At 56.2% G+C, this 19,464-nt stretch carries 17 protein-coding genes; 7 read left to right on the top strand and 10 right to left on the bottom strand.

Going from position 1 to position 19,464, the window contains the following annotated elements:
• Positions 1-50 precede the first annotated feature (50 nt).
• Positions 51-1,310, bottom strand: coding sequence for an ankyrin repeat domain-containing protein (locus H7846_RS15905; RefSeq protein ID WP_186693502.1), 1,260 nt, complete (start codon positions 1,308-1,310; stop codon positions 51-53).
• 206 nt (positions 1,311-1,516) lie between these two features.
• Here H7846_RS15905 and H7846_RS15900 point away from each other — a divergent pair, with 206 nt between their 5' ends.
• A complete protein-coding gene (locus tag H7846_RS15900) occupies positions 1,517-2,041 on the top strand; it encodes a DUF2199 domain-containing protein (RefSeq protein ID WP_186693500.1) in 525 nt (174 codons plus the stop codon).
• Between the two features lie 2 nt (positions 2,042-2,043).
• On the opposite strand, the gene H7846_RS15895 is transcribed toward H7846_RS15900, so the two are convergent.
• Entirely contained in the window at positions 2,044-2,556 is a 513-nt protein-coding gene (locus H7846_RS15895) for a hypothetical protein (RefSeq protein ID WP_186693498.1), read from the bottom strand.
• Between the two features lie 261 nt (positions 2,557-2,817).
• On the opposite strand from H7846_RS15895, the gene H7846_RS15890 reads away from it, so the two are divergent.
• Both H7846_RS15890 and glgC read left to right on the top strand, forming a co-directional pair.
• Positions 2,818-3,099, top strand: coding sequence for a hypothetical protein (locus tag H7846_RS15890; protein ID WP_186693496.1), 282 nt, complete (start codon positions 2,818-2,820; stop codon positions 3,097-3,099).
• Between the two features lie 193 nt (positions 3,100-3,292).
• Entirely contained in the window at positions 3,293-4,552 is a 1,260-nt protein-coding gene (gene glgC / locus H7846_RS15885; RefSeq protein WP_186696437.1) for a glucose-1-phosphate adenylyltransferase, read from the top strand.
• Positions 4,553-4,622: 70 nt separating this feature from the next.
• On the opposite strand, the gene H7846_RS15880 is transcribed toward glgC, so the two are convergent.
• Positions 4,623-5,354, bottom strand: coding sequence for a hypothetical protein (locus H7846_RS15880; RefSeq protein ID WP_255460682.1), 732 nt, complete (start codon positions 5,352-5,354; stop codon positions 4,623-4,625).
• A 277-nt stretch (positions 5,355-5,631) separates the two neighbouring features.
• Here H7846_RS15880 and tatA point away from each other — a divergent pair, with 277 nt between their 5' ends.
• Positions 5,632-5,835: a twin-arginine translocase TatA/TatE family subunit gene (tatA, locus tag H7846_RS15875; protein WP_186693494.1), complete on the top strand. Its 204-nt coding sequence runs from the start codon at positions 5,632-5,634 to the stop codon at positions 5,833-5,835.
• 86 nt (positions 5,836-5,921) lie between these two features.
• Positions 5,922-6,728, top strand: a complete 807-nt coding sequence (locus H7846_RS15870; protein WP_186693493.1) for a polyphosphate kinase 2 family protein — start codon at positions 5,922-5,924, stop codon at positions 6,726-6,728.
• A gap of 344 nt (positions 6,729-7,072) precedes the next feature.
• Here the strand turns inward: H7846_RS15870 and H7846_RS15865 are convergent, their stop codons facing one another.
• From H7846_RS15865 to H7846_RS15840, 6 genes are all read right to left on the bottom strand, one after another.
• Entirely contained in the window at positions 7,073-9,739 is a 2,667-nt protein-coding gene (locus H7846_RS15865) for a DNA internalization-related competence protein ComEC/Rec2 (protein ID WP_255460681.1), read from the bottom strand.
• Between the two features lie 80 nt (positions 9,740-9,819).
• Positions 9,820-11,106, bottom strand: coding sequence for a 23S rRNA (uracil(1939)-C(5))-methyltransferase RlmD (gene rlmD, locus H7846_RS15860; RefSeq protein WP_186693491.1), 1,287 nt, complete (start codon positions 11,104-11,106; stop codon positions 9,820-9,822).
• Positions 11,103-11,819, bottom strand: coding sequence for a hypothetical protein (locus H7846_RS15855; protein ID WP_186693489.1), 717 nt, complete (start codon positions 11,817-11,819; stop codon positions 11,103-11,105). Before H7846_RS15855 ends, rlmD begins: the two co-directional genes overlap by 4 nt.
• 8 nt (positions 11,820-11,827) lie before the next feature.
• Entirely contained in the window at positions 11,828-12,607 is a 780-nt protein-coding gene (locus H7846_RS15850) for a biotin--[acetyl-CoA-carboxylase] ligase (RefSeq protein ID WP_186693487.1), read from the bottom strand.
• 5 nt (positions 12,608-12,612) lie between these two features.
• Entirely contained in the window at positions 12,613-13,497 is an 885-nt protein-coding gene (nadC, locus tag H7846_RS15845) for a carboxylating nicotinate-nucleotide diphosphorylase (RefSeq protein ID WP_186693485.1), read from the bottom strand.
• Between the two features lie 35 nt (positions 13,498-13,532).
• Positions 13,533-16,313 carry a valine--tRNA ligase gene (locus H7846_RS15840; RefSeq protein ID WP_186693483.1) on the bottom strand — a complete coding sequence of 927 codons (2,781 nt, stop codon included), beginning with the start codon at positions 16,311-16,313 and terminating at the stop codon, positions 13,533-13,535.
• Positions 16,314-16,427: 114 nt separating this feature from the next.
• On the opposite strand from H7846_RS15840, the gene H7846_RS15835 reads away from it, so the two are divergent.
• Both H7846_RS15835 and H7846_RS15830 read left to right on the top strand, forming a co-directional pair.
• Complete coding sequence (locus tag H7846_RS15835) at positions 16,428-16,955, top strand: hypothetical protein (protein ID WP_186693476.1); 528 nt, start codon at positions 16,428-16,430, stop codon at positions 16,953-16,955.
• Positions 16,956-17,059: 104 nt separating this feature from the next.
• Positions 17,060-17,572 (top strand): hypothetical protein, encoded by a 513-nt coding sequence (locus H7846_RS15830; protein WP_186693474.1) that lies wholly within the window; start codon positions 17,060-17,062, stop codon positions 17,570-17,572.
• Positions 17,573-17,635: 63 nt separating this feature from the next.
• Here H7846_RS15830 and H7846_RS15825 read toward each other — a convergent pair whose 3' ends face one another.
• Positions 17,636-19,429, bottom strand: coding sequence for an outer membrane protein assembly factor BamD (locus tag H7846_RS15825; protein ID WP_186693472.1), 1,794 nt, complete (start codon positions 19,427-19,429; stop codon positions 17,636-17,638).
• Positions 19,430-19,464: the final 35 nt, after the last annotated feature.

Below are 19,464 nucleotides of genomic sequence, written 5' to 3'. Positions count from 1 at the left end.
TCGCTCAGGATGACACCTGTAGCCCGGCATCCCTAAAAAAACAACAGCTTCTAGGCAGAATCGACCACCCGCAAGACCTCGATGTTCACCCAATTCTTCTCAGGAAACCCGTGGCCCCACTCCGCTGGTGTCACGTTCCGTGCCTCGTACCAACGCGGGTCTGCAATCCAGTCCAGAAACTTTCGCAGGCTTGCCCGGGCGTCTCTCTCCGCACCACGCTCCAGGAGGGTGCGCGCCATCGTGGCATCCGATCCTGGTCCGCCTACGACCGTGTTGAACAGAGGTGTATGCCCTCCGAAACCGTCGCTATCGACCATCGCACGGGCGTTCACATCGGCACCGTGCATCAGCAACCACTCGAAAATCTCACGCTCACGAAAATCGATTGCGAGATGCAGCAGGGTCGTGCCGTTGATTGGAGTCCAATGCAGCCCTGACAGTCCATTGGGAGCGCATCCACACTCTGCCGGATAGATTTCTTGCAGGCTGAATCGTCTCTCCAGCATCAGCGGATTACGATGCAGGTGCTGCTCCAGTCGGGCGATATCGCCACGATGAAGCGCCATTATCGGTGTATCCGGCAGATGGTAGCCGCGCTCCGCAAACAGCTTCAGGATCGCGTGCTTTCCGGAAGGATGGCGCGAGTATGTTTCGAGCACGAGAGCCAAAGGAGCCATCCTGTCTCCATGTCCGTCGGTGATTGCCGCACCTGCATCGAGCAGAAACTTGAACCCCGCGACATTCAAGGTCTCGCACGAGCCCATGATGATTCCAGGTGCAAGCGTTGCACCATGAGCGTGCAGCCATTCTGCACATTCCACCTGTCCTTGTAATAACGCGCGACCGAATGCGTGCTGATAGTCGCGCGCCCCGAGCTCCGCACATGCCTTAATAATCTCCAGCCTTCCAAGGTTGGCAGCATGGCTCATTGGAGGACCCCAGTTCCCACTCCATACCGGCAGGTGCAGCATCTCTGGGCTAGCTCTCAGAATCGTCATTACTGCGTCTCTGTCATCCGACCGAATCGCTTCCCGCAGAGCGCCGGCCGCGGTATTCTCCGCGATCCGCTGCTTCAGTATTGTCCAGTTCGATAGACCATATTCGCGCGCAATCACAAGCTGCGTGTCGCTCAACTTGAGCTCACTGACGATCGCATCGTCTGTTGCCTTATCGAACTTTGGATGACGGCGGCGAATACGTTCAAGTGCATCCCGTTCGCCCTTTCGGCATTGATTCAAAAGCTCACGTGCCTCGCGTTTCGGCACATCGAGATGCGGATGCTCAGGGATTCCCCTCGATACTGTAGTCATAACCTTTCCTCCTCATATGCGCCCGTGGTCCGCAAGCTTCGGGCAGGAAGTCAGGTCTCAGGTTGGAAACGGCTGGCCGGTGGGCTGAGCCCATTTCCGCGGACGGGATGCTTCCGGTAAGCACGATGGCATCATCTCCAAAATTCCGCGTCGATGCAAGGGCGGCATCGCTCACTTACTGTATGCGCCTGTGAAACAATAATGAAATGAGTACTGATCTGCATACCGGATTTGCCTGTACGGTCTGTGGCCAGCGCCATGAATTGCCCTTGCAGTACAGCGTTAATGCTCCTCAGGCCGTCCTCGCGGTCCCGCCAGAAGAGCGCGACCGGCGCATCGTGATGACTCCTGACCAATGTGTCATCGATGGCAAAGATTTTTACCTCCGCGGCCGCATCCTTCTCCCCATTCTTGACTCCGCTGAGCCCTTTGTCTGGGGAGTCTGGGCCGAAGTCAGCCCAAAATCCTTCCTGCGCGCCAACGAACTCTGGAACACCCCGGGCCGCGAGAACGAACCGTCTTTTCCCGGCTGGCTCAACTCCGACATCTTCCTTTTTGGCAGTACCCTCAACCTTGAGGTGAACATCCACACTCAGCCCGTAGGCGAGCGACCTCAGTTCACCATCAGTGATCCCAACCATCCCTTGGCCATCGAGCAGCGTAATGGCATCACTTTAGAGCGCGCGGAAGAGATTGCCGAGATGATTCTTCATCATGGAGAGCCGGACTAGGGCTATCGCGCTCGTCCTTTGCGGCTTGCCCGCAGAAAACTGCTCACACAGAAATACATAAAAACCAGCGCCATGATCGTCGCCATCAGGAAGTGCATATGGGCATCGTGATTGGTTGCCGTCTCATGGATCTCTCCGCGCAGCTTCCATGCTCCACTGCCGGCATAAAGGGCAAAGATTCCGAAGAAGACCCCGGTGAACTCCAGCCACAGCACTCCCGAAAGCCGTACAAACGGCCTCCATACGGCCTCGCCGAAGCGCTTTCCTCCTCGGGCTACGCCTTCGGTGGTCCGTCGTGCCTGTTCCACGGTGCGGGTCACCTGCTGGGCCGTACGGGTTCCCGTTGGCGTTGGAGCAGAAACCTGGCTGCTGCCCGGTGTTGGTCGAACCGTTGATTGGTCTTGAGGCTTCGCCGATGGATTCGGCGCAGTTGCTGCGTCGACAGCCGTCACCAGTGTTTTAGCGGCGGCTCGCGCCCCAATTCCCAACGCGCGGCCAAAGCGTACCGAGTCCATGCGTTGAGTGTAGCGGTTTAGTCTTCTCCGGGAAAAGCCCCCAGGCAGGTAGTCGGAGAAACGCGGCCTCAATCCATCCGCATCTAAAAAACAGATGGCAAAGGGGCGAATCAAGCAGGATGCAAATCCATTGCGTGCCCTTGACGCTGGGGGTATTCTGTCCTCAGTGAGCAGTGCCCGCAATGCCGTTCCCGCCGGTTTAGTTCAGCCGGGAATACCCGATGCGAGGTCAGTTGCATATCGAGCAGCCCGGAGGTGGCATTGAATCAGAAGATTAAACAGCTCATCCAGAAACTTGGCGAGGCAATTCACGAGACAGTCTCTGAGTCTGAAGATATTGCCATCGTTGTGAAGGATATCCGTGAGCAGGGTTTCGATGTTCTGCTCATGCTCGAGGCCACCATCGGGCTCAATGAGGTCGATTCCTCATCTCCTGAAACTGAAGAGGCCGCCGGTGAGGCGGATGGTCCGTTTAGCCTCAGCGATCTCAATTTCCTCAAATCTCTTCGTATCAGCGTCGACGAATCCGGAGACGAAGCGTAGATCAACATCGATGAGCGGAAACGGGCGTCCTTGGGATGCCCGTTTCTCGTTTAATTCTGGCACTGCCCAATTGTTTTCTGCACCATCGTCAATACCATCATGGTAGACTCACGATTCTCCCCGGACGCGTTCGCTGTTTTGTGCATCCAACACTGACGGTCCCAGAAGGACCAAAACATGAGGTCGCTTGATGATGAAAGATACGCTTGGTGTTCTGCTTGCCGGTGGTGCCGGTGAACGTCTCTTCCCCCTCACCCGCGATCGCGCGAAACCGGCCGTGCCATTTGCCGGGCAGTACCGCATCATCGATATCACCCTGTCGAACTGCATCAATTCAGATCTCCGCAAGGTCTACATCCTCACCCAGTACAAGGCTCTTTCGCTCAACCGCCATATCCGCGAAGGCTGGGGTTCGGTCGTCGGATCCGAGCTTGGCGAATTCATCGAGATCCTTCCCCCCATGCAGCGCGTCTCTAAATCCTGGTATCAGGGAACAGCCGATGCGGTCTATCAGAACATCTATTCCATTGGCTCCGAACAGCCCAAATACGTCCTCATTCTCTCCGGCGACCATATTTATAAGATGAACTATGCCCTGATGCTCCAGCAGCATCAGGACTCGGGGGCCGATGTCACCATCGCCACATTGCCCATCAACCCCAGTGAAGTCTCTTCCTTCGGGGTCGTCGAGGTGGCTCGGAATGGGGAAGTTACCGGCTTTATCGAAAAGCCCAAGGAAACCAGCCTTCGTTCTCCCTTCAATCCCGAGATGGTCGATGCCTCGATGGGCATCTATCTCTTCAATACCGATGTTCTGCTGCCGGAGCTGCTTCGGGACGCCGACGACCCCCAATCCAAGCATGATTTTGGCCACAATATCCTGCCTAAGTTGCTTGGTCGCTATAAGATGCACGCTTATAATTTTGTCGACGAGAACAAGCAGAAAGCGCTCTACTGGCGCGATGTTGGCACCCTCGAGGCCTACTACGAAGCCAATATGGACGTGGCCTCTGTCTCCCCGACCTTCAATCTATACGACAAGTCCTGGCCGATGCGGACCCGCCCGTATCAGTACCCTCCTGCCAAGTTTGTCTTCGGCGAGCCCGGACGCACCGGCATGGCTATCAACTCCATCGTATCCGGTGGGTCCATCATCTCCGGAGCTGTCGTCCGCAACTCCGTCATGTCCCACGATGTCCGCATCAATTCCTACGCCGACGTCGATTCCTCCGTCGTCTTTTCGCACGTCAACATCGGTCGCCACTGCCGTATCCGGCATGCCATCATCGATCGTGACGTTCACATTCCTGATGGAACCGTCATCGGTTACGACCCCCAGGAGGATAAGAAGAACTACTTCGTCTCTTCCAGCGGACTAACCGTTGTGACCCGTGACTACTCCGTTTACGAAAATCCTGTCGCTCCCAGCTTCCTCCAGCCAGGAAACAGCTAGACCCGGTTAAAAGTTCGGGACATAGCAAAAGGCGGGCTCGTTCGAGCCCGCCTTTTTAGGTTTGTTGTTTTTATCGTTTTCCGAACCTGTATACGACGCCGCCGGAGATCGAAAAGAACTGTCTCGTCTCCGAACCGAAGTGTTCCAGAATCAGGTCTGGCGAAATTCGGATAGCCATGTTCTTCGAATGGTTGATGTCCACGCTGGCTCCCAGGGCTGCCATAGGTTTCGTTCGGTTGGTATACATTCCCATGACCGTTGGGTTGGCCGTGTAATCAAACTTGCCGTACATGGCTCCCGCATAGCCGTGGAAGTTCAACGCGGCATACTGGTTCTTCGGCCCGCGATACTGCGCTCCAAGCATTCCACCGTTCAGCGAGGCCAGTGCTCGGCCATTGAAGACGGTGTTTGGTTTTACCGGCGTGGTGCCCCATTCGCCGCGCCACTCTCCGCCCAGACCCCACTTCGGCGTAAGCCAATAGGTCATTAGCACCTCACCGCCGGCCAGGTTCATGCGCTTGGGGAGGTTCTGGCCCGCCTGAAAGGTCATCAGGTTGATGCCGCCATAAAGTTCGTATTTGTTGTCGTAGGTCACCGGAGCGATCATGCCGAATTTAGGCTTCGGCCTCGGTGCGGTTTGCGATGTGTCTAGCTGAGCGTTCTGCGCGACGGCAGCTCCGGTTGAGAGCAGTGTCACCGCCATCGCTCCCATCATGCATACACGGCTAAATCCCCGAGCCTTCTTGGTCTCTTTGGGCAACAAAAATTCCTTCGTCTTCTTGTCCAACATCTGCTCCTGCATTTCCGCTTACTCTTCCAAGATATAACGTTCGGGCAACCTGTGCTCTGCGCGTCAGATTTCTTCCTTTGAAAGCTCCTGAAATCTCGTCTTTTCGTCTGGAGCGCGAAGTCAAGGAGCCACTGTACCTTACGAACCTATGAGCCTGGGAACCCATTCTGGCGCGGAACGACACAGGCGCCTTCATCCCCACCCACCCCGTTCGTGTGCGACAATAGTCCGTATCGCTGTTTACCCCTCTTCTGAAGGGAGGATAAACAGCGGCGCAAGGGAGATATTCATGGGTGAACTATTTACACCGACGCATCTGATTGTTCTCGCAGTCGTCGTGCTTGTGCTCTTTGGTGGAAAAAAGCTGCCTGAGCTCGGCAAAGGACTCGGAGAGGGCCTTCGCGGCTTCAAAGAAGGCATGAAGGGCGTCACCGAAGAGATGAACAAGCCTACTGAAACGCACGCCACGAAGCCGGAAGAGACCACTAAGTAAGCTGCTTACGTGGAAGCATGTGCGTTTACCGTGCTTCCCTGTACTTTCCCCGGTTCCAGACGCAAGGCTAAGCCCCGCTCATCGGAATGAAGCTCAAATCACCTTACCTGGTTAAGCCCAAAGCGAAGCTCAAACTATCGCGTATTGCGACTGGTGAGACAGGGGCCTTCAGAAACGAAGGCTCTGCCAAAACTGTTCTCATGGAACACCGGGAAAAGCTGTCCGGTTTGCAGGAGACCTTTTACGCCAGCCAGCAGAAGGCGCTCCTCATCGTTCTTCAGGGCATGGATACAGCCGGTAAGGATGGCACGATCAGTCACATCTTCTCCGGAATCAATCCGCAGGGATGTAACGTCTCCTCCTTCAAAGTACCTACGCCATTAGAGGCTCGCCATGATTTTCTCTGGCGCGTTCATGCCCAGGTTCCTCCGCATGGCATGATTCAGATCTTCAACCGCTCTCATTACGAGGACGTCCTTGTCCCTCGCGTTCATAAACTCATTCCTGACGCGAAGCTCCGCGAGCGTGCAGAAGACATCGTGAAGTTTGAGTCAATGCTCCACGAGAATGATGTCGTCATTCTCAAATTCTTTCTTCATATCTCTCGTGAGGAGCAGACCCGACGCCTTCAGTCCCGTATCGATACTCCGGATAAGCACTGGAAGCTCTCCGAGAGCGACTTTCGTGAGCGCGAGTTCTGGCCCCGGTACGAAGAGGCGTATAACTACGTTATCCCTGCCACAAGTCGGAAACACGCCCCTTGGTTCATCATCCCGTCGGATCACAAGTGGTATCGCAATGTTGCTATCTCTCAGATCTTGGTTGAGGTGATGAAGTCCCTCAAGCTCAAATACCCCAAACCCTCGATAGACCCCAGCAAAATCCAGCTGTAACCAATCAGATATCTGAATCTGACCCCGTGCGAAAGAATCCCCGCTCGAGAAATCATGTCAAGCCCCTGCATTTGAGGAAATCCCTCTAAATCATTGAAAAGTAACCCCTAATGAAGACAGCCCAAAGTGCGGATAAGCCCTTCTTGTTTCGCTAGACTGAATGTAGGGAGAAAAATAGGTTTTCTCAATTCAGGGAAGAGGATAAGCCCTTATTTTTCTATATTTTGATAGTTAAACCCCTTGTTTTCTATATTTTGTCTCGTTTAGATCGCGTATGTTACTAAAAATAAATACCTTATAGGTGAATGGGGGAGGGGGGCTGCAAGTACGACGCACGATATGGCCTACTTGAAGACATCCTGGTCCGGCTCCGCAAGCTCGCGAATCGCTCCGCTTTGTTCCAGAAGGAATGTCGTAAGGCCAAACTCGTCGGTTCGGTAGAGCCGGGTTCCTCCGGCTGCGATTCGTTCGATGACCTCCATGCGTGGATGCCCGAAGGTATTGTTTTTGCCCACCGAGACAATTGCATCCTTGGGCGCGAGCGCAGAGAAGAACTCCGGCGTGGTCGAGGTTCGGCTGCCGTGGTGCCCCACCTTCAATAGGGTGATTGGAGCAAGTCCACGAGCCAGCATGGCCTGCTCGCTCGCAGCTTCAGCATCTCCTTCCAGAAGCACAGAGGCCTTGCCATACTCGACCCGCATCACCAGTGAGTCGTTATTCGCCGGGTCTCCTGAATTTGTGTAGTTACTCTGTGGAGAGAGCACTTTTATTGTGGTTCCGCTCCACTCAACGTTGTTTCCTGCGCGCAGATGTCTTACCGTAACGTGCAACTCTGCTGCTTCTTTCAGAAGCGCACGATAAGCTTCGGAATCAGGATCGACTGCGACCCACAGCTCACGCGGATGGAAGCTGCGCATGACGGCCGTCATCCCTCCCATGTGATCGCTGTGCGCATGGCTCAGCACGAGTACATCGAGTCTGCGGATTCTCCGGGACCACAGGTAGGGCGAAACCACCTCTTCTCCCACATCGAAGGTGCTGGTCGCTGCGGCAGCTTCCGTCAATCCGCCTACCGGCCCGCCGGCATCGACCAGCATGGCGTCTCCTTGGGGACTGACAACCAACAATGAATCTCCCTGGCCAACATCAATCGCCGTGATCTCGAGTGCTCCAGGATGGATCAGAGGCTTCTCTGGCCATAGGATCGCAGCGAAGACCAGTGGCAGTGCAATGCCCGCGGCCCATGTCCAGGCCCGCGATCTTCGTACGGCCCAACAGCAGAGTAACCAGATCATTAGAGCAACAGCTGCAATCCACCACACAGGCCCAGGTACACGCAGATCGGCAGATTGCAGACGGCTCACACGCTCAATCGACCATACGATTCCATGCAGCAGCAAGGCAGTCCCCGCAGCAGGGAGGAGCGCGAGCCACGGACTGAGGAGCGTAGCGCAGAATGTGATGATCGCAGCGGGAGCAAGTAGGCTGACAATGGGGATGGTCAGGATGTTGGCTGGCAGGGCAAAGATCGTGGCGCGATGGAAGTACATGGCCATCGGGAGCGCCATGATCATCTCAGCGATGAGGCCAATCAGCACAAGCTCTGCAAAGAAGAGAAGGCAGCGCAAAATGATTCCGGGTAAAGAACCTGCCCAATGCCCGAGTATCCCCGCAAGAGCTTCGCCCCACATGCGCAGCATGACGCGCAGCTGTGCCAGGCGAGGTGGAAGAACAGGGTCCCACCACAAATCGCCCAGCCTTTGTGCGACGCGGGTATAGGGCAAAAATGTCCGTTCCCCTAGAGGTACTGCGATACCCGCAATCGCGACAATGGCAAGGAAGGTCATCTGAAAGCTGGCTTCGAAGAGGCTCCCCGGGGACCATACAAGCTCAGCCAGCGCAGCGGCGCCAAGTGCGTTGAGCACGTTTCCTTTGCGCGATAGCAGACGAGCTATAAGAAAGACCGCGGTCATGAAGAGTGCACGCTGTACGGGAGCGCCAAAGCCTGTCAGCAACGCATAGATCGTCATTAATGCGAGCGTAAGAATGGTCGATAGCCACCGGTGGAGTCGAAGTTTTTCGAATATCCAGAACACCATCCCGGCCAGCAACGCCACGTGCATTCCGGAGACGACAAAGAGATGGAAAGAACCCGTGCGCTCAAACCCCAGCCGAAGAGAATGATTGAGCCTCGTGCGGTCTCCGAAGATCATCGCGTTCAACATACCAGCGTCATCTTCGGTTAGTTGCATCGCAGATGGAAGACGTCGATTCTCGGTGGAGTTAACAAACCGCAGCATCCGTTCCGAGGCCCACGTCTGCGCGCTGTATAGTCTGCACTGCAGATTACCTGTTCCGCCCGAAACGGCCTGGACCCTGTTGGCTCGAACGTTTGCGTGCATGGAGATGCCTTGCGAGAGAAGATAGTCGGCATACTGCCACGCTCCCGGATCGCGATATCGTTCCGGGACCTTCAAGCGCAACGGTATCTCGATCGTATCTCCGCAGCGCAGAGTGGGGAGCGGATGGTCCTGCGACAGGATCGTGACTCTTACGCCGCCGCTCATCGGAACCATGCGCGAGACGTCAGGTGTTACATCCTCAATTGCCTCGACAGCGATATCTACCGAAAGCGCATCTGCGGCTTGTGGTTCGCGCTCAATCCACCAGGCAGGGTCGTTGTCCTGATCGGTCGATTTTGTTCGTGGCGCAAGCGGGCGGACTCTGACCACGCGCCCTCTTACATTTCGACTCAAGCCATCTGCATATGGCTGAAGCGCACGTTGCACCTGCGGTACAGGTCGGATCTGCCAACACCAGAACCCTGCTGTGATCCAGATCGCCGCTACCGGAACAATAGCAATACGGAACGCCCACCGAAGGGCGAGCCAAGTAAATATGGCAAGGAATACGATCGCCAGTATCAGTACAGCCGAGGGCAGCCAGTGGCGAGCAATTGCAATCCCGAGAGCAAACCAGCAGGCTGCAGCAAGCAGCGGAGCTCGCCGCAATTCAAGCTGCTCGACCGTCTCCGTGGCCCAAAATCTCTCTGCGTGGCCCGCCAGAATCCCGCTCCTGCGCTATCTCTGCATCAGCGGCCGAGCACCGCCACCGTCTCCTGATGGAAGGTCTGCGGAAACATATCGACCAGATGCAGTTGGTTGAGTCTGTAGCCGGAGTCTATCATCAGGCGCAGATCTCTCCCCAGCGTCGTAGGGTCGCAGGAGACATAAACAATCTCTGGAGCCTTGATGCGGCTCAACAAGGAGCAAACCTCCGAGCCGACGCCGGCGCGCGGCGGATCCATCACGATCAGGTCTGGTCGGTCCCTCTCAAGCGCTGCCTGCCGCAGAAACTCCACTGTTGTTGCAGCAACTGCACGCGCGTTCGAGCCGCGAAGATTGGTTGCCAGATCGCCCCCCGCTGCTTCAACGGCGACCACCTCATCGAACTGTTTCGCAAGCACGCGAGCAAACAGGCCGACTCCAGCGTACAAGTCCCAAGCGATCTCCCCGCTTCGTCCTGCTGTGACCAACTCGACCAACCGCGCGAGAAGTGAACGGTTCACTTGGAAGAAGCTGCCGCGGCTGACCCAGTATGTTTCTTCACCGGTCGTATATTGCAGTCCCGCCGCTCCCCACGATGCGCCCGCTTGTGTACGTATAGATTTTCTTCCGCGAGTCACGCTTTCGATTACTTGCACGCCTGCCCCCGCTAGTTCAGGAAGCTGTTGCTGCATCGCTTCGCAAAATCCAGCGAATCCTTTGATCGGCGGTGTGCGAACAAGGAGCGTCATCTGGAGCTTCCGCTCATCCCCGCTGGTAAAAAACTCAACCTCTTCTACTGCGCGGGTCCATGATGGAAAGTCTTCTGCCAGTGACATGAACACTTCTGCTGCTCTCAATAAAATTGGAGCGGAGATTGGGCACGTCTCGATCGGTAGAAACTCTGTCGATCCGCGGCGCAGATAACCTACACGTAGCTTGCCTTCAACAGCCATTGCACGTAGACGAATGCGATTGCGATATTCCCAAGGCTCAGCTGCGTGAGTCTCAATCGGGGGCAGTTCGTTCAGTCCAGCGCGTTCGAGCGTTTCCTGCAGAATCTCTTTTTTTATCTGAAGCTGCGCGGTGTAGGAGGCATGTTGATACTGGCATCCGCCGCATAGTCCAAAATGAATGCATCGCGGAGCAATGCGGTCAGGAGAAGGGCTTTCGATACGCGCCAGAGTTGCTTCCTGCCGATTGCCGTATTCCTCTGTGATCTTTGCTTCAATTTGTTCGCCGGGAAGCGTAAAGGGAACAAAGACAGTTTTTCCCCCATTCGCAGAAGCAATTCCTGCGCCGCCATACACGACTTTTTCGATCGAGAGCTTCATCCATCAAGACGCATATAAAAGAGACTCAGACGAGGCAGGTTGCGGGCCTCCAATAGTTTCTTCTGCAAAAACTGCTGTTGTACCTGTTTGATCTGCACGGCCTGCATCTTTCCTCGATAGGGAGCCAGCTCGCGTGATGCTTGTTCTCGCAATGCCGTAAGCTGTTCCTCATTTGCCGCCGTCATTAACGCTGCGAAGACCTTTTCTTCCAGTACGGTCAGAGTACGATCCAGATCTTCCAGTGAAGTAGACGCATCCAGTCGCAAGCCGGAGGCCAGCGCTCGTAGACGCGTCGCGGTCTCTGTTATCACTGCATCAGCAGGTGGCTCGATCTTTGCCGATGCGAGCACCTGGGCATTCTCTTCCAGATACTTCGCGACGCGCTCATTTTCAAAACCGCTCTCCTGCTCATTCTCCTCGGATGGGGCAGCACCTATCGCGGCCTCCATGGCCTGCTCGACAGCTTCCATCACACTCTGGGCACACCAGGCCAAACCGTTGACCTTACGCAGGCGGCCTGTGGATCGTCGTGTCCGGTCATCGTACTTATCGAAGGCATTGTCGATACCGCGCAGCACTGCCTCCAGCGGAATGCCTGCCTCGCGCCAGGTCTCAATCAGGGCCCAGTCAAGTGTTGAGAGCATCAACAACGATCCTCGCCGCTGCTGAAAGCGCTCTTCGATCTCCGTGAAGTAATTGAAGTAATTCCGCATCTTTCCTGTTAGCGTACTCCGCCTGAGAGTACCGTGCGCTGCTTGCCGTCATCACAGTTCACCAGCAGAAATCCGCGCATGTCCAGACCAGCAGTCACCCCGGTATAACCACCTTGCTCGTCGACCTGCACGCGTCTGTCGCGCACCCAGGTGGAGGCATTCGAGAACCGTTCCAGCAGATCTCCAGCATTCACCTGCGAGAGCAGGCCAAGCTCCCGATCAAGCGCCCGCAGCAGAGCGACTAAGATAGTCTCGCGTCGGACATGCTTTCCACCTTCGATGCGCAATGACGTAGCGTACCGCGCGATCTCATCCGGGAACGAAGCATGGTTGAGATTGATGCCGATTCCAATCACCGCGTAGCGCAACATCGCTTCTGCTTCGGTTTGCGCGACAGTAGTCTCAACCAGAATGCCGCAGCACTTTTTTTCATGCACCAGAAGATCATTTGGCCAGCGAATATCTGTGCGGAGTCCCGTGACCTCTTGGATTGCTTGTTGTGTAGCCAGTCCGGTAGCCAGCGAGATCCAAAGTGCCTTGGAGACCGGCAGCGCGGGCGCAACCAGAGCGCTCATATACAAGCCGTCCCCCGCAACAGAATGCCAATGATGGCCGCCACGCCCCCGCCCGGCCGTTTGCTCATCGGCAAACCATACGCCCGTTCGGATTCCCGCCTGGGCTGCTTCCAATGCAAGGGTGTTGGTCGAGCTTACGGAAGGAAAGTGCTTCACCTGTCCGGCAAAACGCGTTCCAGTCAGGCCCGTCTCAACCTCTTCCAAATCGAACATGCTGGCTAGAATACATCCGCGGTGATGCGCATGCTCAGGTCTACCGCAGTCGCCGAGTGCGTCAGAGCTCCCACCGAGATGAAGTCCACTCCTGCGAGTGCATACTTCCGCACGGTCTTCAGGTTCATGCTTCCTGAAGATTCAATCTTCGTCTCAGGAAGCGCAGCGCGAATTTTCTTCACAGCTTTTTTGGTTTGCGCGGGAGTCATGTTGTCGAGAAGGATTGACTCTGCGCCGCCCTCGATCGCTTGTTCCAGCTCCGTTTCGCTACGAACTTCGACTTGAACAACCTGGCCAGGCTTATGGCCCCTCATGGCTTTCTCCAACACAGTTGACAGGCCGCCACCAAGCGAGATGTGGTTGTTCTTGATCAGGATTCCATCCTGAAGATCGAGACGATGGTTCACGCCGCCGCCGCAGCTTACGGCATATTTGTCCAGGATTCGCAGGCCGGGAATGGTCTTGCGTGTGTCCAGCACTTTGGTTTTTGTCTTCGCAACAGCCGTAACGAATTCGTGAGTCAGTGTCGCAATGCCACACATGCGTTGCATCAGGTTCAGGATCACGCGCTCGGTTGAGAGCAGTGCCGCAGCATTGTGCCGGATCACCGCCAGGGGCTGGCCCGCACGGACCTTAACGCCGTCGAAGATCTCGGGATGGCTGACCACCTCGAACCGACCTACCGGGATGCTGCTCATCTTGCCGTAGATATCCAGGATCACCGGGATACATCCCAGGCCGGAGACGACGCACGCCTGCTTGGCGAGGATCGTTCCTGTAGCGCGCAGTTTCGGATCGATGGTCAGCGCCGTCGTAATGTCGTTGGCTACTTTATCTTCGGCCAGCGCAGCTTCAAGAATGGTTCGGATTCGTTTGCTTTTCCAGTCCATGCTGTAATCCTAGTCTCCAAAATTAGAGCGGCGTGTCATGCCACCGGTAGGGCATTTAACGCGGCCGTGGCCTTCTCGTGCAGCATCTTTGTCTCTGCTGCCTGTTTTCGTAGCCCTTCCACAATATGCGCGGGGGCCTTGGCCATAAAGGCTTCATTGCCAAGTTGTCTCTCCGCTGCGGCAAGTCCCTTTTCCAGCTTGCCCAGTTCTTTCGTCAAACGCTCCCGCTCGGCAACTACATCGATCTGTCGCTCGTAGATTACAGTGACATCGAAGCCCGCTGTGGATCGTGCGTTGCTTCCAGAGAGTGGATCATTTGCAAATCCAACATCGGAGACCCGCGCCAACTTTGCCAGCATATCGCGATTGGTATTGGCTAGAGCGCGGACATGATTCTCCGCGTGAAGTTGGATGGGCGCTGATTCCTTCTCTGGAACGCCAAGCTCTTTTCGTAGAGCGCGCACTGTCGTAATCAGTTCCTGCAAAGTGGTCATTGCGGCGACAGAAGCATCGTCAGCAGTGTAATCGCTGGCTTGTGGATACCGTGTTAGCGCAATCGACTTCGCCGGAGGGTTGCCTTCATACAACGCATGCCAGAGTTCTTCCGTGAGGAAAGGCATGAAAGGACTCAGGAGCCGAAGTGCTGCCTCAAATACGGCAACTAGTGAGGCCAGCGTCAACGCGGTTGTCGGATTCTGTTCTGCACCTTCGCCGAACTCCAGTCGGAGCTTCACCAGTTCCAGGTACCAGTCGCAGAATTCACCCCAGAAGAATTGATAGACAGCGGCGGCTGCTTCATCAAAACGATAATCCGCCAGTGCACGTTCGATCTCTTCGCAGACAGCGTTCAGCCTGCCGAAGATCCATCGCGTCTCAAGAGGTGTATCAGCAGGTAGATCGGAAATCGCTCCGCCAGACGGCATCGAGACTTTATAGCCAGCTTCCTTGGCTCGATCGATCTGCATAAAGAGAAACCGCGCCGCGTTCCATATCTTGTTAGCAAATGCTCGATAACCTTCGGTGCGGCCTTCGTTGAAGGCAATGTCGGTCCCCGGAGACGCCATGCTCGCGAGTGTGAAACGTACTGCATCGGTCCCATACTTTGTGACGATCTCGATGGGGTCGATTACATTCCCTTTGGTCTTCGACATCTTCTGTCGCTCGGCGTCACGCACCAACGCATGGATATAGACCTCGCGGAAGGGAACAGCATCCTTCAACGTGCGCTTCGATCCGTCCGGCATCGGGACGTCCAACATGAAGTGGCAGCCCAGCATGATCATTCTCGCTACCCAGAAGAAGAGAATGTCGAATCCGGTGACCAGGAGCTCTGTCGGATAAAAGGCAGCCAGATCTGGAGTCAGGCCATCCGCCCCCTCAGCTCCAGGCCAGCCGAAGACAGTGAAGGGAAGCAGACCACTCGAGAACCAGGTATCAAGAACATCGGTCTCTTGTGTCAGCTCCTTTGCTCCGCACTTGCCGCATGTTGTCGGAGCCTCACGAGCTACGGTAATCTCTGCGCACTTTGCGCAGTGCCATGCAGGAATCCTGTGTCCCCACCAGAGTTGCCGTGAGATGCACCAATCGTGGATGTTCTTCATCCACTCGTCGTACGTCTTGCGGTACTGGTCCGGTGTAAAGCGGATGTAGCCCTTGTCGACAGCCTCTATAGCCTTGTCTGCGAGCGGTTGAATCTTGATGAACCACTGCTGCGAAAGACGCGGCTCAATGACGACGCCGGTGCGCTGGCTCAGGCCAATGGAGAGTGTGTGGTCCTTGATTTCGACCAGCAGGTCAGAAGCACGCAGGTCCTCAACGATCTTCTCGCGCGCAGCATATCGCTCCATGCCGTCATATAAGGAGCCCGGTAACGCGACGTGCGCCGTCTCATCCAGAATCGAGAGATTCGGTAGCCCATGTCGCTGGCCGATTGCAAAGTCGTTCGGATCGTGGGCCGGAGTTACCTTCACCGCGCCGGTTCCGAACTCCGGCTTCGCCCAATCATCGGCAAGGATCGGAATCTCGCGCTCCGGCCCGCCATTGACTCCGCTCAGGGGAAGCTTCACCAGCTTCCCGATCAGTGCGATATAGCGTTCGTCGGTGGGATTCACTGCAACAGCAACGTCGCCCAGCATCGTCTCAGGACGAGTGGTTGCTACGACAATGGAACCTGTTCCATCCGCCAGTGGATAACGAATGTGGTAGATCTTACCGAGTCGCTCCTCGTGCTCGACTTCAAGGTCACTGACTGCTGTCTGGATCGCCGGATCCCAGTTGACGATGTAGGCGCCACGGTAGATCAGCCCCTGTTCCCACAAACGGACGAAGCACTCCTTTACCGCGATGCTCAGCCGGTCGTCCATGGTGAAGTATTCACGGCTCCAGTCGACGCTCGCGCCCAGTCGCTTCATCTGGTCCAGAATGGCGCCGCCATAGATTTCTTTCCACTGCCATACGCGGTTCACAAAGGCTTCGCGCCCCAACTCGCGGCGATTCGTGCCTTCACTGGCCAGTTGGCGTTCCACCATCATCTGTGTGGCGATTCCCGCATGATCGGTGCCCGGAACCCATACGGACGTCTCACCGCGCATCCTGTGCCAGCGGGTCAGGATGTCCATCTCCGTCTGGTTCAGCATGTGCCCCATATGCAGGCGGCCAGTGACATTTGGTGGCGGCAGAAGCAGAGTGAACTTCTTGCTGGATTCGTCCGTATCCTTGGGGGTGGAGGTGTCGAACAGATGCTCCTCGACCCAGTACCGGGCCCAGCGTTCTTCAATAATGGATGGATCGTATGCTTTCGGTAATTCGTGGCTCATGTCGCTCTTTCTATTAAGGGTAGCATCCGTGCAGGTAACTCCCACGCTTCGAACCCCTGCAAAACGCTCGTTGTTCCTTCACCGCTCGGCGTACACTACCTCACGAGGTTCTTCATGCGCAGAATCCCTCTCCTGGCTGCACTGATCCTGTTCTCCGTCGCCCCTTCTTTTGCGAAGGACAGACACAGTGGCAACGATCGCGCGAGTTTTGGTTCTGATATCACCGTGGCGGAAGGTGAGACGGCAGGCGATATCGCCTGCGCCTTCTGCTCCGTCCATCTCCACGGAGACGTCACCGGGGATGTTGCCGTCGCCTTCGGTTCCGTAACCGTCGACCCCGGACACTCCATCGCAGGTGATGCTGCCATTCTGGAAGGAGATCTGAATCTCGGAGAAGGTTCTACCGTTAACGGAGACCTCGCTATTCTCGCCGGTTCGGACCGTCTCGGAGAAGGTTCCGCCGTCCATGGCTCTCGTGCCGTGATTCCCCAGCCACTGGGAACACTGGTGCTTTTCTCTCCTCTGCTGTTTCTTGCCGGGCTCATCTGGCTGATTGTTTATATCGTGCGCCGCAGCAGTTACCGCTTTCCCGTCTACCCACAAGGGCAGGGAATCCAGGCGCCACCTCCGCCTCCGCATTAGCTTTTCAGGCCTCCACTTTAACGGAACCGTCCAGGGAAATTCTGCGTATCCTTCCCTGGCGGCGCGTCCGCCTGAGCAAAGTTACGCCAGGAGAAGAATCCGTTGTGATCAGCGCAAACCGATTCCTGGGGATTTTTGTCTTTCTTTTCCTCTCCGCAGCAACCGCCTCGGCGCGCGAACCGGGCTCCCGCACCTACTTCAATCAGGACATCTTTGTAGCCCAGGGGCAGCAGATTCATAACGCAACCTGCTTCTTTTGTTCCGTTCAGGTGGAAGGTGACCTCACAGGAAATATCCTGGTCCTCTTCGGAAATCTGAACATTTCCGGTCATGTCAAAGGCCGGACGACCGTCCTTGGAGGAAATACCGTCATCGACTCCCAGGCACGAATCGATGGAAATGCGCTTGTTGTGGACGGAAATGCGGTCTATGAGACCGATGAATCCATCTCGGGCAATGCCTGGGTGATCGGTGGGCACCTCTCGCCGGCAAGGAATCGCGCTCGAACCCTCCATCGCGCTTCATTCAGTCCTGTGATTTTTTCCAGCGTAGCCTTAGCAGCTCTCCTGCTTCTTTCGCTGTTCTTTTGGCCTCGCAGAAAAGCTGATCCTGCCTGAGATCGTGACCGAAAGCAAAAGCCCCGGAATCCCGGGGCTTCTCCATACAGATTGCAAATCCCTTTAGAAGGGATTGATCTTGCTAAGGCCCTTCTTCTTCTTGTGCGTGCTCGAAGATTCCTCATCCTTATCGAAGGTCGGTTTTGGATTCTTCTTCTTTCCATTTGCCACAGGTTGAGTTGGCATTCCGGGGGCTTGGGCGCCCGGGGTTACGTCGTTGACCTGCGAGGGAGCCTCAGCAGGCTTCTCGATTGGAGGAGGTGTGGCGTTATTGGTCGGTCCCACCGGCTTTAGACCGCCGTTCGGATCAGCCTGCGCTGGTGCTTGCTGACCGCCATTAACTCCTGGAGTCAGCACCTCGACGCCCATCGAGTTGGCTCCGCCGCTCGGAGCTGCGGCTGCGGGCCGAGCTCCCGTGGGAACATTCGTCATGACTGCGCCGTGAGTTGCATCTCCCGATCCGGCCGCAGGAATATCGTTCAGCTGTAAGGGGGTCGCAGGCTTGGCTGGAACGCTTGCTGGCTGCGGATCTCCAGCAGCTGCGGCTGCATTACTTGGGTCGGCTGTCGGAGCCTGCGCAGCAGGAGCCGCTGTCGCCGCAGCTGGATTCAGAGCCGTTTCGTAGTCATGCTTGATTTCGTTGACGATAGCCGGAGCAAGCGTCGGTTTCGGGTCAGTCAAAGATGGCTCGCCATCATGGGCAGCCATTACGACGTCCGGACGGCGAAGGATCATTAACCGGGCGCGGTCCTGTAGACGGTACTGTCCGCGGCTGTTCTCAAGCGCCGTGCTTGCCGCTACCTGTTCGGGTGTCGGTGTAGGCAGAGGCAGATTCATTGCAACGAGCCGATCGCGGGCATCTTCTACGTGAGGAGAAGCCGAGTGCTCCAACGCGACCTGGCGGTAGGCAGCGGCTGCCCGATCATCGTAAATCTTAATCAGTCTTGCCCGTGCATCTTCCGGCAGTCGGGGTTGCGCACGGACGATCTTTGCCTCAGCGGAATAGGCATCGCCCAGAGCAATCAGAGCTTCGTCCATATGGCTGTACTGCGGATAGGTATCTACCACGGTCTGATAGCGGGCGATGGTCGCAGGCCAGTTCTCATGCGTGGCATAGAAACCAGCAATCTCAGCCTCACGCGTCGCCAGTACCTCCTGCACTTCACGCAACCGTTGCTTGGCCTGCGGAACCAGCGTTGAGTCCGGGAACTGCTGCAACATCAAGCGGTATTCTTCCTGCGCGTGCAGAGCCTTGGCATAGTCGCGGTCCGGCTTGTCCATCTGCCGGAAGTAGATGTCACCCACACGCATCTGGGCCTCTGCGGCCTCCGGAGCATTGGGGAAGAAGGTGATGAAATCCTTGTACTCCTGCTCCGCCTGGGTCAGAGCGGCGGTTCCACCCTCGCGATACCAGCTGTCCGCAATCGCCAGCTTGGCCTTCATCTGGTACTGCGAGTCAGGGTAAGTGTTCAGCAGGGTCTGCAGATCCAGACGGGCCACATCGAAATGCCCCTTTTTGGTGGCCTGCAATGCCTTGTCGTAGAGAATGCGATCAGGCAGCTTGGCATCCGTGGCGATTACGGCATCGGCCTTCTTGTTGTCCTTGAGCCGTTTTCTGGTGTCCTTCGATTGAACGACCTTCTCTTCCTTATTCTTCTTGCCCTTCTTCGAAGAATTAGGGGTGCTGGACAGCGTTGCATCTTGAGGCTGCTGAGTGTTCGCATCCGCCGACGCTGCTGGGGTAGGGGCTGCATCCTGCGCGTACGAGATTGCAGGGGTAGCCATCAGGGCGACCGCAACTCCAGCCAGCAATGCTGCCTTGAGACTTGGGAAGAAAGAAGAAGGACGATGATTCATCAACCGTGGACCTCACATCCGCCTCGCACCAATCG

Source organism: Edaphobacter sp. 4G125, assembly GCF_014274685.1.
In the GTDB taxonomy this organism is placed as follows: Bacteria; Acidobacteriota; Terriglobia; order Terriglobales; family Acidobacteriaceae; genus Edaphobacter.
This window is presented reverse-complemented; position numbering and strand designations above follow the sequence as displayed.

What these genes read in the sequence shown, in the direction of transcription:
- H7846_RS15905 (WP_186693502.1), bottom strand. Translation starts at nt 1,310, where the DNA reads ATGACTACAGTATCGAGGGGAATCCCTGAGCATCCGCATCTCGATGTG.
- H7846_RS15900 (WP_186693500.1), top strand. Translation starts at nt 1,517, where the DNA reads ATGAGTACTGATCTGCATACCGGATTTGCCTGTACGGTCTGTGGCCAG.
- H7846_RS15895 (WP_186693498.1), bottom strand. Translation starts at nt 2,556, where the DNA reads ATGGACTCGGTACGCTTTGGCCGCGCGTTGGGAATTGGGGCGCGAGCC.
- glgC (WP_186696437.1), top strand. Translation starts at nt 3,293, where the DNA reads ATGAAAGATACGCTTGGTGTTCTGCTTGCCGGTGGTGCCGGTGAACGT.
- H7846_RS15880 (WP_255460682.1), bottom strand. Translation starts at nt 5,354, where the DNA reads ATGCAGGAGCAGATGTTGGACAAGAAGACGAAGGAATTTTTGTTGCCC.
- tatA (WP_186693494.1), top strand. Translation starts at nt 5,632, where the DNA reads ATGGGTGAACTATTTACACCGACGCATCTGATTGTTCTCGCAGTCGTC.
- H7846_RS15870 (WP_186693493.1), top strand. Translation starts at nt 5,922, where the DNA reads ATGAAGCTCAAATCACCTTACCTGGTTAAGCCCAAAGCGAAGCTCAAA.
- rlmD (WP_186693491.1), bottom strand. Translation starts at nt 11,106, where the DNA reads ATGAAGCTCTCGATCGAAAAAGTCGTGTATGGCGGCGCAGGAATTGCT.
- H7846_RS15855 (WP_186693489.1), bottom strand. Translation starts at nt 11,819, where the DNA reads ATGCGGAATTACTTCAATTACTTCACGGAGATCGAAGAGCGCTTTCAG.
- H7846_RS15850 (WP_186693487.1), bottom strand. Translation starts at nt 12,607, where the DNA reads ATGTTCGATTTGGAAGAGGTTGAGACGGGCCTGACTGGAACGCGTTTT.
- nadC (WP_186693485.1), bottom strand. Translation starts at nt 13,497, where the DNA reads ATGGACTGGAAAAGCAAACGAATCCGAACCATTCTTGAAGCTGCGCTG.
- H7846_RS15840 (WP_186693483.1), bottom strand. Translation starts at nt 16,313, where the DNA reads ATGAGCCACGAATTACCGAAAGCATACGATCCATCCATTATTGAAGAA.
- H7846_RS15835 (WP_186693476.1), top strand. Translation starts at nt 16,428, where the DNA reads ATGCGCAGAATCCCTCTCCTGGCTGCACTGATCCTGTTCTCCGTCGCC.
- H7846_RS15825 (WP_186693472.1), bottom strand. Translation starts at nt 19,429, where the DNA reads ATGAATCATCGTCCTTCTTCTTTCTTCCCAAGTCTCAAGGCAGCATTG.